Here is a 14,013-nt window from a genome sequence, read left to right as displayed (position 1 = left end):
TGCAGTCATCTGCTTTCCCTTTTTGTCCAAAATGGGATTGCCTTTTACTACCTGGATCACAGACAATGAGAGAGAATTTATGTCACTGTGCCGTTCTGAAAGAAATTTCATAGGGTTTTATGCCATCTCCTTCCGGAGTGCGGAAAGAAAGCCCTAAAAGAGTGATTCCATACTCTTTTCCGGGTAACAATTCTACTCCGATAATCACAGTACGGTTGTCATTGGCGTAGTTGACGTTTAAAATCTTAGGCATTGCATCCATTCCGAGGTGACCATAATTGATAGAGTATCCGCGGCCCACCAAAGGACGGTCGAAGTGGATAGTAATAGTTTTGATGTCGCTCCGAACGGTTGTATCGCCGTTGGTAAATTCGTCGATCGAAACTACTTTGGGACGGATAGAATCATAGTTTGCGGTGTATTGGGCAAAGCCTGTGTAAGCTTCTGCCAGCCGTGGCATATAGCTGTTGAGAGTCGGGTATGTCGTGCGGTCAGAGGCATACTTCTCGAGTTCATCGACCAGCTTGCTTATCCAGACAAAGCCACGTGTTTTTTGTATGACGGTTTCTTTGGTGATTTCGACAGCCGGGAAGTTATGGTCTTTCATGTATTTTATGACTGCCGCACGTACCATTGCTTCGGTGAGGACAATAGACCATTGTCCATAGGCTTGGCGCGCCATTTGTCCGCCAACCGCAGCATAAATCTGTTCGCCGCTTGTGCGGAACATTTCCGGATCGAAGCTTACGAACGAATGGTTGAATTCGTGGATTAAAATTGGTAAGATTAATTCAGATGGATAAACAACCATTCCTACGGAATCGGTAACCCATGCTCCCATGATTGAAAAGACATTATGTACGTTTTCCTTGTCAGTGACACTCGGTCCATAATTTCCCGAACCGTTGCCCATTGAAAGTATAATGTGAAACCGGTCGTTGGACTTCTGCCCATAGAAGTCATTATACCATTGGATATCTATGTTTTTGTAAATAGGCATAAAACGATTTACAGCCTCTTTATATAAGTTTTCGTTTGAGTGATAAAAGGCATCGAAACGACTGTCTTTGACAAACTTCTTTAGCAGTTTGATGAATGGCCCTACTTGATTCCTATTCCAACGAGAGTCCAGTGAACCATAATCTTCGGGCAGATTGAACTGGTCGTCGAGATTGACAGCCATACTCATCACTGCATCGTATGAAACACCGTCAGTCTTGACCAACGAGCGTACGAATAGTATAAGTTCGTGGTTTTTATATGGAGAAAAATGCGATTCGATGCGGTCTGTGTAGAGTTTGAAATCGTTTTTGCTATACTCCGGATTACCCGTTAAACGGAAAACAATGCTAAGTAGTTCGACTCTCTTATCTACTGTCGGCCGGATGAGCATACTGTCAGTTTGTGCCTTTACCTGTTGTGCTGCACAGATTAGCAGCGTAAACATAATGAGGGTGATCTTTCTCATATTGAAATAAGTGTTTGGAGGTTATGATATTGACAAAGGTAATTAAATAGGAATTAATACAACCACTTATCTATGCTTTTTTGATATTGAGTGTATAAAGGAAGCTATTATTTTTTCAAACAGTGTCGTTATTGTATTATATTTGCCCAAGTAATTCACAAACACTTAATAGCATGAAAAAGTATTTATCATTTATTCTCCTGTTCGTTGCCTTCACCTTACAGGCACAGGAGACGTACAAAACAGTAAAAGACATTTCGTATATTCCTGCGGGGGAAACGGATGGTTACCGTAAGGAACGCTGTAAACTTGATGTCTATTATCCGGTTGGGAAAAAAGACTTTCCGACGATTGTCTGGTTTCATGGCGGAGGATTGGAAGGGGGAGGAAAACACATTCCTGAGATGTTTATGAATCAAGGATTTGCAGTAGTCGCTGTCAATTACAGGCTTAGTCCTAAAGCTAAAAACCCTGCTTATACCGATGATGCAGCCGCTGCCGTTGCCTGGACCTGTAAACATATAGAAGAATATGGAGGTAGTCCCAAACGTGTTTTTGTTACCGGACATTCGGCCGGAGGTTATTTGACTTTAATGGTCGGATTAGATAAATCATATCTTCGGAAATATGGAGTAGATGCTGACAGCATAGCTGCGTATCTTCCTATCAGCGGGCAGACTGTTACACATTTCACCATACGTAAAGAACGCGCGCTGCCCGAAGGTATTCCGGTGATAGACCGGTATGCGCCTTGCAACAAAGCCCGTAAGAATACACCTCCTTTTATATTGATTACCGGTGACCGGAATTTGGAAATGGCAGACCGTTACGAAGAAAATGCTTTGCTGGCTTCAGTACTGAAGAATATTGGTAATCAGAAAGTATCACTTTACGAATTGCAGGGCTTTGATCACGGGCAGGTATATACTCCGGGTTGTTGTCTGGTGGCGAATTATATTCGTCGTTTTACTGTGTCCGGAATGTAACCGGCGGTTCGTTTGGATTCTTTAGAAAGATATTTCTCCCTCATTCGTAGTACGAATTTACCATACTTATGGTATTGAGAATGAACCAAATCTACACTACTTTTGTCCTATTACTAATAAACAGATATTTAATAATAGATAGATATGGGAAAGATAGCAAAGAAGCTGACAGATTTAGTCGGTAACACTCCGTTACTGGAGTTGAGTAATTATAACGCAAGTAAAGGGCTCAAAGCACGTGTAGTAGCAAAGCTGGAATATTTCAATCCGGCCGGAAGTGTGAAAGACCGTATTTCTCTGGCTATGATTGAAGATGCCGAAGTGAAGGGGACGTTGAGGCCAGGATCTGTTATTATAGAGCCAACCAGTGGAAATACCGGAGTCGGTTTGGCATTTGTGGCTGCTTCCAAAGGCTATAAGCTGATCTTGACCATGCCCGACACGATGAGTATGGAACGCAGGAACCTGCTGAAGGCGTTGGGAGCGGAGCTTGTACTTACTCCGGGAGCAAACGGGATGAAAGGAGCCATTGCCAAGGCTGAGGAACTGCAAGCGGCTACTCCCGGATCTGTCATTCTGCAACAGTTCGAAAATCCGGCTAACCCTGCGGTTCATGTACGTACTACCGGACAGGAGATCTGGAGAGATACCGATGGAAAGGTGGACATCTTTGTGGGCGGAGTAGGAACGGGAGGTACCGTAAGTGGAGTAGGGGCTGCTTTGAAGGAGCATAATCCTACTGTACGAATTGTGGCTGTAGAGCCTACCGATTCACCGGTATTATCGGGTGGTGCTCCCGGTCCGCACAAGATACAGGGTATTGGAGCAGGATTTATACCCAAAACCTATAATGCTGCTGTGGTAGACGAGATTAAACAGGTAGGAAACGATGATGCTATCCGTACCAGTCGTGAACTGGCGGCTAAAGAGGGGCTTTTGGTCGGAATCTCTTCCGGGGCGGCAGTATATGCAGCTACCGAGTTAGCCAGACTTCCGGAGAATGAAGGAAAATTGATTGTTGTATTATTGCCGGATACAGGCGAACGCTATCTGTCGACAATCTTGTATGCGTTCGAGGAGTATCCGCTCTGATGCATTGTTCACCACAGATTACACAGATTTGCACAGATTAATGATTCGTCTTACTAACTATCGGATCAAAATTCTGAGCGAATCCGTGTAATCTGTGGTGAATTTATTTCGTATGCGGCACCGCATACTCTTTTGCCGTAACGTTTTCAATCGGTATCTCCCAGATTTTTACATTTCTCACTGCCGGATCTGAGTATACAAATTCCCGGCTGCTATAATGGCGCATCAATATATTGAGCGCTTCACGTTTTTCTTCCAGGTCTTCGATAAAGTTTACGCGTCCTCTGCAAATCACACTTTTGGCCCGCATCCGATAACTGCATGCCACCTTGGGGTGCTGGAATACCAATTCGTGGTCTACACTGAAAGTGATGCAGACACGGTTGTTTTTTGCCAGCATATCGATGCTGCTGCCTGTGGGGCCGGAATGCAGATAGATCACTCCATCCTGATAGCCGAAGTTCATGGGGATCACATAAGGGTTGCCTTCCAGGTCGGTGATACCGACAAAGCAAATATCGCAACGGGAGATAATTTCTTCTACCTGCTCTTTGTTTTCAATGATTACTGTCTTCATAACTATATTCTCTTGATAGGAATACAAAGATGGAAATTTATTTTAATAACTTTGCCTTCCGGGAATATAGAAATACAGTTTTTGAAATGAATTAACCCTGATAGTTATGAAGAAACACATTTTTACCACTCTTTTTTGTTTACTGGAAGCCTGCCTGTTGTTCGGCGGAAATAATCTTTCGCTTTGGTACCGGCAGCCTGCTGCCAACTGGAATGAAGCTCTTCCTTTGGGAAATGGATATCTGGGTGCGATGGTATTCGGAGATGCCGGGAGAGAACATTTGCAACTGAATGAAAGCACACTGTATAGCGGTGAACCTTTTTCCGGTGTTGGCGTACCTTCTATCGGAAGTGTATACAATGAAGTGCTTGCCTTGTTGAACCATGGCGATTATGCGGGTGCCCACCGATTGATAACCCGGAACTGGCAAGGCAGGCTTTCGCAGAGCTATCAACCTCTGGCCGACCTTTTTCTAAGCTTTGATGTTCAGGGAAAGGTGGAAAACTATGTGCGTGAATTGAATCTGCAAGATGCCGTACATACTATTCGCTATCAGGCAGAAGGCATCCGCTATACCCGTGAATACTTTATATCCAATCCGGACCGGGTAATGGTGATTCGTATCTCTGCTTCACGTCGGTCGCCCGTAAATGTAGCGGTGAGCTATACATCGGAGCATCCGACAGCGAAAGTGGATGGTACGGGTGAAGAGTTGATTCTTTCGGGACAGGCTCCGGGTTGTGTAGAGCGGCGGACGCTGGACTTCCTCGAAAAGAACAGATTGACAGATCGCCATCCGGAACTTTTCGATAGTCACGGACGCCGAAAGACCGACAAACAAGTGCTGTATGCCGATGAGGTTGGCGGCAAAGGGATGTTTTTCCAAAGCCGGGTGAAGGTACTGAAAGGAAATGCCACCTTGCAAGACAATCAGTTGAAAGTGAGCGGAGAGGGTGAAATAATTCTTTTGGTTGCTGCTGCCACCAGCTATAATGGCTTTGATAGAAGTCCTTCACAGGACGGCAGTGATTATCAGGCCAAGTTGGATACGATTCTTTCCGTTGCCGGGCAGCTGCCTTATGAAGATCTGAAGAAACGTCACTTGGCGGACTATCAACGGCTGTTCGGTCGTGTGGCGTTGACTTTGAAATCGGAGAAAGACTATTCTGGTCTGCCTACCGACCGCCGTATTATCGGATTCAGGGACAATCCGGACAATGCTCTGGCAGCACTTTTGTTTCAGTATGGGCGTTACCTGCTGATAGCATCTTCACGTGAAGGCGGACAACCCGCCAATCTGCAAGGTATATGGAATAAGGATGTGGTTCCGGCATGGAGCAGCAGTTATACCATTAATATCAATACTGAGATGAATTACTGGCCGGCCGAAACCACCGGACTGCCTGAGTGCAGTGAACCGCTTTTCCGACTGATTCGGGAACTTGCGGTCAATGGTTCCGCTACAGCTACAAAGATGTATAACCTTCCCGGCTGGACTTCCCATCATATCACCTCTATCTGGCGTGAGTCGGGACCGGCAGACGGTGAACCTACCTGGTTTATGTGGAATATGAGTGCCGGCTGGCTTTGCCGGCATTTGTGGGATCATTACCTGTTTTCGGGGGATAAGAAGTTTCTCCGTGAGACAGCCTATCCGCTGATGCGCGATGCCGCACGGTTTTATAACGCCTGGCTGGTGGAAAAAGACGGGATGTGGCAAACTCCGTTGGGAGTTTCACCCGAGAATCAGTTTCTGACTCCGGAAAAGAAAACTTCGGCCGTAGCTCCGGCTCCGGCGATGGATATGGCCATTATTCGTGAACTCTTCAGCAATACGGCCGAAGCAGCTGCGATTTTAGCTGCCGATTCTATTCTTCCTCCTGCCGATACTCTCTTGCTGCACGTAATGGGAGCAAAGCAACTGGTGCCTTACCGTATCGGAAAGCGGGGGCAGATTATGGAGTGGAGTGAAGACTTTGATGAAGTAGAACCGCACCACCGCCATTTGTCACACTTGTATGGATTCCATCCGGGATGTGAAATAACACCGGGCAAGACCCCCGAACTTGTCAGTGCAGTCCGCCGTACGCTCGAATTGCGTGGAGATGAAGCTACGGGCTGGAGTATGGGATGGAAGATCAACATGTGGGCCCGTATGCACGATGGAAATCACGCTTATCGTATTATACGGAATTTATTCACCCCCACCGACTTCGGGCCGAAAGTAAATCGGCATGGGGGATTATATAAGAATTTGTTCGATGCACATCCCCCTTTCCAGATCGACGGTAACTTTGGGTATACTGCCGGTGTGGCGGAAATGTTGTTGCAGAGCCATGACGGTGTGATAGACGTTCTGCCGGCATTACCCGATGTATGGGCAGAAGGAAAGGTTACGGGGCTGCGTGCCCGCGGTGGTTTTATTATAGATATTGCCTGGAGTAAATCAGGTAAAACTGTGGTAAAGGTATTTTCCGAACAGGGAAATGCCTGCCGTTTGAAGATCGGGCGGAAGGTGAAGGAAGTTGTAATTCCGGCAGGTCAGAGTCAGGTCTTTACGGTTAAGCGGTAGTCCGGCATGGGGCAATGACCGGCTGTCTCTAAAGCGGCGTCATTTCTCTTTTTCACCTTTCAGCAAGAACGTTGATGGATGCTTGGGATAATAATGTTTCCTCTTTTCCGGGATCGGCCGGAAGATAAAAGTCCGTCTTTCCGACTTTCATCTTCCGACAGACCGGGTCTACTTGTTTTTTTACTTTCTGATTTCCGGTCGGATGGGGATGTACCGGTGCTTATAGTAAGTGCCTGTGCCTGCTCGATGATGATTCGTTTCCTTGATATAGTTGTTTTCAATCCTCCACTTCAAACTGTTTATATAAATCTTTCAGTTCACGGAGGGTTTTCCGGTAATTCCGTCCTAAAGAACGGTCTATGATCAGCAGGTAAATGGCTATGCCGAGTGGGACAACTACAACGTTCAATATGCCGGGAGTTATATTCATTGCCATCAGATAGAACACATAGAAGCCTATTGCCGAGAGAAAGGAACACGTATATACGATCCAACCATATTTGGTATTGAATTTGACGTCTTTCTCAACTTCTTTTATCCGGTATTCCAACCATTCCTTTACAGCCATGCCGTTGGTGTATTTCCGCATTCTGTAAGCGGAACGTTCCCAAAGGAAATAGGAAACGGACAATACGGCCAAAGCGGCTATATCCACGTACGCTCTTTCCATGCTTTGCTCTCTTATAAACAGCATTACAATAAGGTAAACAACCACGGCGACCACAACGAGTCGGAAGACGGTTCCGGGATACACTGTCTTGATTGATTTTCTCGCGGATTTGACTACCATCTCGTTCAGTTTGTCTTCGGGATACGGTTTGATATTCTTTTCCACTCCCGCTTTCCAGGTTTCTTTAATGTCATGTGCTTCCATGATGCTTTACTTTTTAAATTGTTTTTGTAATCGGCTTTTCAGCCTGTGAATCTTTACGCCGACGGCGGAGCTGCTCATCCCCACTATTTCTGCTATTTCTTCATAACTATAGTCTTCCATATAAAGCAGCATGATGGACTTGTCTATTTCATTCAGCTTTTGAAGGGCATTGACAAGTCTTTGCCAGTTTTCGTCCTGTTCCTGCTGTTCCCAAGGGTCAACGGTCTCTCCCTCCGGCGGCGAGTCATGAAACTCGATGCGACTATCCTTTCTTATTTTCGAAATAGAGGTATTGATTGCTACCCTATAGATCCACGATGCGGGTTTCTCCTTGTTCTGCAATGCCGGGAAAGATCGCCAGAGCTGATAGACGGTTTCCTGAAAGTTGTCCTCTCTGTCCGCTTCCGATCTGAAATATACCCGGTTTACCTTGTGGATAATCCCCTGATAGGCAGTCAACATCTTCAGAAATTCATTTTTGTTCGACTTCATTTGTTTTAATCTTTACTTTATAGTCGGGCGAACGATGTTATTATTACAAGATTGCTTTATTATAAAAGAATAAGAGGGAAAAGAGTATAAAAAGATTAGGTAAGAAAAGCAATAGACAATAAAACAAGAAGCTGAACTCAAAAAAAAATTTGAGACAGCCTCTTTATCGGTCATTTACCAAAAGCGAATCATTGTACCTGATCCAAAGGTATCTTATAGTAATAAGTTTGATCTGCGCCATTTTCCTCCCGGAGGGCTTTCACATAAAGAGTGGTGTTATCCTTCCAGCAAACGGTTTGCGGGAATATCTTGTCCGACCATAAGCCGAACATGAATTTGAATTCGCCGCCTGAGACCTGAAATACCTTTATAATTCCGGCTCTTTCGCCTTCAAGCTCGGTGCATGCATCCACACAATAACAATTCTGATTCAAAGAGAACAAAGCTTGGGTGCGGAGACCGTATTCTTCCCCGTTCGCTTTAGAGACGTATGAAATTCCTTCCCACTCAAGGCCTTCGTATTCGAATACATAACAATTCATTTCTGCAAGATATCCTTTGTATAGGTATTTGCGATACGCATCGGATTGTTCATAGCAATCGGATAACACTTTTGTGTGCCCATTTTCCAGTGAAACAGAATAGCTCCCTTGATCAGTGGGTAACTGAACCGTGCTGTCCGGCTGTATGTTCTTATAGTTAGCCGATGCAGCTAAAAATTCAGCTTCGTCAATGGGAATGACCCAACGGTCTAAATGATCTTCTTCAGTGCCATATTCAAAGTCCTCGTGCCAATAGGTTATTTCCGGGATCGAGCCATGATCCGATTCCTCTGATGTATTAACCGGCTCCTTCTCCAGCAATATCTTTTGATTGTAAACCCATCCGGCAACCGGAATGACCGGGCTTTGCACATAATATTTTCCCTGTTCGCAGGTAATCAGGGCAACCGTATCGCCCTCGTTTCTAAAAGGTACGGTAGTAGTCTCTTCAATCTTTCTTTTGTAGAGTAACAACAACTGATCTTTGCTTTCCCGGATCGAGCATTCACACACGAAAAACGTCTGAAAGCCCTCTGCTGTAAAAGAAACCATCGAATCCTGAATTTCAAAATCATAACCGACTCCGATGTTGCTGGCATCTTCTTGAATGGTTTCTCCTGAGAGGATATATAAAGAATAGCTCCCAATCCAATGCTGACTGATGGCGTGTTCTGATTGTTCGGTTTCGTTGCCGGGTGATTGAGTCTTCGGAGTGGACGAACGTTTCCCAAAATTTATACAACCGGATAGTAGTATAATGCACAATGTTATTAAGATCCACTTTCTATTCATAAAAACAAATGTGTTTATTCATATTCCTATCTATAAATGTAAAACCGCCTTCCATACTGGTTCCGGCAGAATTACTCTTTCCGCATATCGTTTTCGTAACGGCCTGCTTCGCGGACGGTTCCGTCCTCGTTCAGATATTTAAAAGGGCCATGCTGTTTGTTGGCTTTGTAGGTGAATTCCGACTTTAGCTGGCCGTTGCTATAATAATATTCGCGGCTAATGCCTTCCAACTTGCCATTCAGGTAATTTTTGGAGCTTTCGGGCTTTCCATCAGTGAAATAGCGAATCTCTTCTCCTGTCTTTTCCCCTGCCCGGTAGGTAGTCGAACGTTCGGGGATGCCCGTATCACGGCGATATTCGATCCAGATTCCGTCTTTTTTGCCTTCCTTGTAAGTACCTTTTTTACGGAGATTTCCATTCTTTAGCGTTTCAGAATATTCGCCCGTCAGCAATCCGTTTTTATAGCTGCTGCGACGGGTGAAATCAATACTACCGGACAGATGCTCCACCCAATTTCCATCGGGCTTGCCATCTTTATAATAAGTATCGCGCACGAGGCTTCCTTCCTCATTGTATTTGCGGTCGCATCCGTCCTGGTCTCCCCTTTTATAGCAGACCTCCGTTTCGACTTTTCCATTTTGATAGTATGACTTACAGACACCGTGCAACTTTCCTTCCACGAACGTTCCTTCGCCCTGCAGGGTTTTGCCGTCGCCATAATATGTTTTACGATAGCCTTCTCTCCATCCATCCTTGTATGTGCTTTCCTCCGCAAGAACATTCCTCTTGAAATGGCGATACAGCCCGTCGTACATGCCATTCTTGAAAGAAGCCAGGATATATTCCGAATGATAGCCGTCGATGATGCGGTATTCGCCCTGTAACGGTGTTTTTTCCTCGTTCAGTTCCCGGAACAGCAACCGTCCGTCACCATAGTTAATGACGGACACTTCGTTTACTTGAAATACCTTTTCCTGAGCAACACTTGTGAATACCCATGCTCCGAGTAAGAGTAAAAGAATAACTTTTTTCATTGATTTCTTAGTTTATTTTGTGATAATAAATAATTGGAATATCTGCATTCTGCCTTTATCTGCCGTAGCAGATGAAAGTACGTTCGATATCCGGTTTCCTGATCGGTTTTTGTACTGTCAATCTTTACAAAGATTTTTTATTGGGAATAAATGCGCTTAGTATCTCTATGTCTTTGGGACGGACCAGTACGTCTAATTTTAATATTTCTGCGGATTCCTTGTTCCTGAACTCAAGTTCCATAAATCTTTTCTCTAATCTTTTCATTGAAGTATCCATTCTTCTTGAAAGATAAACATGTCCATTACCGCTATCGGCAATATAGCTCTTATTGATAAAAGCTGTGTAGTCAGATGTAAATGCTATCCATAGTAAGAAACCCTTGCCGTTGGAGAAGTCAGTTGAGTCGCTGGCGTTTAAAGTCATTGTATGTATAATTTCTTGCCCGGTGGACTTTTGAACTTTCTTTATAAGTTCAGGTTCTATTATTTTCCAGTTCTTATTATTCTTGATTGCTCTGATAATTACAAAGAAGATGCTGAGTAATGCGATGATTACAAATAGTATTGCTATAATCAGTTTTATTCCAAGCATGTTTGTGATGTTCTTTTTATTGAGTTGTTTTACTCCGTATTCCAACTTTGTTTAGTTGGCGGCAAATATACTGTTTTAATTCCGATGACCGAATGAAAATTGGTTTTATTGTTGAAATGCTAAATGATGAAGCGGCGATGAGCAGAGTTGATAAGCGGGTACGAATGTATATGGTAAAAAGAAGAACTGTCGCATTTACACTTAAATCAAAGAATTGCACGGCATCTTGGATACATTGTCGGAATGGATTTTATATATTAGAACTTGTCGGATGATCCGATTGCTGCGTTTTGTCTGTGTTTCATTTCAAAAAGTGAGTAAATGGCTGTTTCCGCTTACATGTACTTTCTCTTTTATCGGGCTGATAGGGAGCACAGGAACACAAAAACAGATTTTTGGACTCCAACAGCCGGGCTTTGGGGATCGGAAACCCGGGCTTTTCGGGTTGAAGCCCCTTGCTTTTCTCAAAAAGAAGTAAGCATTTTCCGAAAATGCTTACTTCTTTCGGGTGAAATGCTTACTTCTTTTTCAGAAAAACAAAGGTCTTTTGTTTCACATCTTCTTTTACCGGTATTTCGGAGCGGCGTGAATCCATATATTTCTCTGGTTGCTTCCGAATGGCGAGCGCTTAGGAAAAGATAAAATGATTCCTTATATCCTTTATTTCTTTTTCTTTGTCCGGCTTCTGTGTACTTATCCTTTCGCTTTTGTGCCAACTTTCCCTATCTGGATAATAAAAAGAAAATCACCGATCCGTGTGGAAGGCGATTTTTCTTTGCGGACGTACTCTTGCCGGAAATAAGGCAATCTGAGCGGGTCCCGATTATCATTTTGACAAAGTGTTACTCTATCAGTGCGAAGTCCAGTTGTTTTTTCTCCAGATTGGCCCGTGCCACTTTGATGGTGATCGCGTCTCCCAGGCTGTAGATACGGTTCTTGCGACGACCGCGCAGGCAGTAGTTCTTTTCGTCGAACTCGTAATAATCATCGTCCAGATCGCGGATAGGTATCATGCCCTCACATTTGTTTTCGTTTAGTTCTACGTAAAGTCCCCATTCCGTTACGCCGGAGATCACTCCGTCATAAGTCTGTCCCAGATGTTCGCTCATGAATTCCACCTGTTTGTATTTGATGGAAGCACGTTCGGCGTTGGCTGCAATCTGTTCCATGTTCGAACTGTGGTCGCACAGATCCTCGTACTTCGTTTCCGATACGCTGCGTCCGCCATCCATATATTTGGTTACCAACCGGTGCACCATCATGTCCGGAAAACGCCGGATAGGAGAGGTGAAGTGGGTATAATAGTCGAAAGCCAGTCCATAATGACCGATGTTGTGCGTAGAGTAGCGCGCTTTCTGCATGGCACGGATAGATACGGTTTCAATCAGGTTCTCTTCCTTCTTTCCTTGTATGTCGTCCAACAGGTGATTGATCGATTTAGAGACATCCGTCTTGGTTCCGCTTGTGCGAAGTCTGTAACCGAAACGGGCGATGAACTGTGCGAGGTTGTCCAGCTTTTCCGGATCAGGAAGGTCGTGGATACGGTAAGGCAGCACTTTGGCCTTCTTTCCTTTGGGTGCCTTGCCTATTTTCTCTGCTACGGTGCGGTTGGCAAGCAGCATAAACTCTTCTACCAGCTTATTGGCATCTTTGGATTCCTTAAAGTAAACGCTGATGGGTTTTCCTTTTTCATCGATTTCGAATTTCACTTCGTAACGGTCGAAGTTGATGGCTCCTGCCGCAAAACGCTTTTCACGCAAGGCCTTGGCTATGGTGTCGAGCATCAGTACCTCGTCCTTGAAGTCACCCTCTTTGGTTTCGATGATCTGTTGCGCCTCTTCGTAAGTGAAGCGGCGGTCCGATTCGATGACCGTGTGTACAATGCGCGAGTCTCTCACTTCTCCTTTTTCCGTGATGTCGAATATGGCAGAGAAAGCAAGTTTCTCTTCGTTGGGGCGAAGCGAGCAGATGAAGTTGCAGAGACGTTCGGGCAACATCGGTATGGTGCGGTCTACCAGATAAACGGAAGTTGCACGCTTTTCGGCTTCTTTGTCGATAATGCTTCCCTCTTTGACATAATGCGTCACGTCGGCAATGTGTACGCCGACTTCCCAAAGTCCGTCCTTCAATGGGCGGATGGAAAGAGCGTCGTCAAAGTCTTTGGCGTCTTTCGGGTCGATGGTGAAAGTGGTTACTTTTCGGAAGTCTTCGCGGCGGGCTATCTCTTCGGCGGAAATCTCTGCGGGAATCTTATCTGCGGCTTTTTCTACCGACTGCGGATAGACGTATGGCAATCCGAATTCGGCCAGGATAGCGTGCATCTCAGTCGTATTGTCACCGGCTTTGCCAAGAATGTCGAGCACTTGTCCGATCGGGTTTTTAGCTTTGTCCGGCCACTCTGTGACCTTTACCACTGCCTTGTCGCCGGTCTTTCCGCCCTTCAGTTTATCTTTAGGGATAAAGATGTCGTTGGCAAGCGTACGGTTTTCCGTGACGAGGAAGGCATATGATTTCTCCACTTCCAGTGTGCCGACGAATGTATCGTTGGCGCGTTCCAGTATCTCGATCACTTCTCCCTCGGCCTCGCGTCCGCGACGTTTGGCATAAAAGGCGATGCGCACCTTATCGTTATTCATCGCATGAGCGGAGTTACGCTCGGCGACAAAAATCGGGTCTCCGCCTCCTTCGGGGATAAACGAGTTCTTCCCGTTGCTTTTACGTTGGAAAGTTCCGGTCATCTCAACACCGTGATTGTTTAGTTTATATTTGTTTTTATCTACTTCGGTAATGTAGTCATCGGCCAGGAGATCGGACAGGATATCCATGCAGAGCATTTTTAGCGGATGAGTGGTTAACTTCAGTTCCGAGAAAATATATTTCAGGCTGATAACCTCGTCTTGTTTGGCATGGAAGAAATCGAGAACCACCTTTGACAGTTCTTTCTTCTTCATTCTTTTGCCGGCTTTTTTTTCTTTCTTTTTAGCCATAATCG

The 14,013-nt window shown here is 45.0% G+C and carries 12 protein-coding genes; 4 read left to right on the top strand and 8 right to left on the bottom strand.

The window, feature by feature from the left end:
* Positions 1 to 82: 82 nt before the first annotated feature.
* A complete protein-coding gene (locus G7Y45_RS03395; protein ID WP_032531535.1) occupies positions 83 to 1,468 on the bottom strand; it encodes a DUF4932 domain-containing protein in 1,386 nt (461 codons plus the stop codon).
* 173 nt (positions 1,469 to 1,641) lie between these two features.
* Between G7Y45_RS03395 and G7Y45_RS03390 the strand changes: the two genes are divergently transcribed.
* Positions 1,642 to 2,454 (top strand): alpha/beta hydrolase, encoded by an 813-nt coding sequence (locus tag G7Y45_RS03390; RefSeq protein ID WP_005782868.1) that lies wholly within the window; start codon positions 1,642 to 1,644, stop codon positions 2,452 to 2,454.
* 144 nt (positions 2,455 to 2,598) lie between these two features.
* Complete coding sequence (cysK, locus tag G7Y45_RS03385; protein WP_032535562.1) at positions 2,599 to 3,546, top strand: cysteine synthase A; 948 nt, start codon at positions 2,599 to 2,601, stop codon at positions 3,544 to 3,546.
* Between the two features lie 103 nt (positions 3,547 to 3,649).
* On the opposite strand, the gene G7Y45_RS03380 is transcribed toward cysK, so the two are convergent.
* Positions 3,650 to 4,123: a pyridoxamine 5'-phosphate oxidase family protein gene (locus G7Y45_RS03380; protein ID WP_005782870.1), complete on the bottom strand. Its 474-nt coding sequence runs from the start codon at positions 4,121 to 4,123 to the stop codon at positions 3,650 to 3,652.
* A gap of 106 nt (positions 4,124 to 4,229) precedes the next feature.
* Here G7Y45_RS03380 and G7Y45_RS03375 point away from each other — a divergent pair, with 106 nt between their 5' ends.
* On the top strand, positions 4,230 to 6,695 hold the full coding sequence (locus tag G7Y45_RS03375) for a glycoside hydrolase N-terminal domain-containing protein (protein ID WP_165016801.1): 2,466 nt from the start codon (positions 4,230 to 4,232) through the stop codon (positions 6,693 to 6,695).
* 277 nt (positions 6,696 to 6,972) lie between these two features.
* On the opposite strand, the gene G7Y45_RS03370 is transcribed toward G7Y45_RS03375, so the two are convergent.
* The 5 genes from G7Y45_RS03370 to G7Y45_RS03350 all read right to left on the bottom strand — a co-directional run bounded on the left by G7Y45_RS03370 (position 6,973) and on the right by G7Y45_RS03350 (position 11,066).
* Positions 6,973 to 7,569 (bottom strand): hypothetical protein, encoded by a 597-nt coding sequence (locus G7Y45_RS03370; protein ID WP_032535559.1) that lies wholly within the window; start codon positions 7,567 to 7,569, stop codon positions 6,973 to 6,975.
* Between the two features lie 6 nt (positions 7,570 to 7,575).
* Positions 7,576 to 8,061, bottom strand: a complete 486-nt coding sequence (locus tag G7Y45_RS03365; protein WP_005782877.1) for an RNA polymerase sigma factor — start codon at positions 8,059 to 8,061, stop codon at positions 7,576 to 7,578.
* Between the two features lie 188 nt (positions 8,062 to 8,249).
* Positions 8,250 to 9,395, bottom strand: coding sequence for a DUF5991 domain-containing protein (locus tag G7Y45_RS03360; RefSeq protein ID WP_032540928.1), 1,146 nt, complete (start codon positions 9,393 to 9,395; stop codon positions 8,250 to 8,252).
* Between the two features lie 71 nt (positions 9,396 to 9,466).
* Positions 9,467 to 10,429 carry a toxin-antitoxin system YwqK family antitoxin gene (locus G7Y45_RS03355; protein ID WP_165016804.1) on the bottom strand — a complete coding sequence of 321 codons (963 nt, stop codon included), beginning with the start codon at positions 10,427 to 10,429 and terminating at the stop codon, positions 9,467 to 9,469.
* Between the two features lie 124 nt (positions 10,430 to 10,553).
* Positions 10,554 to 11,066 (bottom strand): hypothetical protein, encoded by a 513-nt coding sequence (locus G7Y45_RS03350; RefSeq protein ID WP_005782884.1) that lies wholly within the window; start codon positions 11,064 to 11,066, stop codon positions 10,554 to 10,556.
* A 276-nt stretch (positions 11,067 to 11,342) separates the two neighbouring features.
* On the opposite strand from G7Y45_RS03350, the gene G7Y45_RS03345 reads away from it, so the two are divergent.
* Positions 11,343 to 11,663 carry a hypothetical protein gene (locus G7Y45_RS03345; protein WP_165016806.1) on the top strand — a complete coding sequence of 107 codons (321 nt, stop codon included), beginning with the start codon at positions 11,343 to 11,345 and terminating at the stop codon, positions 11,661 to 11,663.
* A gap of 200 nt (positions 11,664 to 11,863) precedes the next feature.
* Here the strand turns inward: G7Y45_RS03345 and rnr are convergent, their stop codons facing one another.
* The gene (rnr, locus tag G7Y45_RS03340) at positions 11,864 to 14,008 is read right to left on the bottom strand and encodes a ribonuclease R (RefSeq protein ID WP_165016808.1); all 2,145 of its coding nucleotides are present in this window, start codon (positions 14,006 to 14,008) and stop codon (positions 11,864 to 11,866) included.
* Between the last annotated feature and the right edge of the window lie 5 nt (positions 14,009 to 14,013).

Origin of the sequence: Bacteroides sp. ZJ-18 (assembly GCF_011038705.2) — a bacterium.
GTDB classification, from domain to species: domain Bacteria; phylum Bacteroidota; class Bacteroidia; order Bacteroidales; family Bacteroidaceae; genus Bacteroides; species Bacteroides hominis.
The sequence above is the reverse complement of the archived record's forward strand: the minus strand, read 5'-3'. Positions and strand labels throughout refer to the sequence as shown.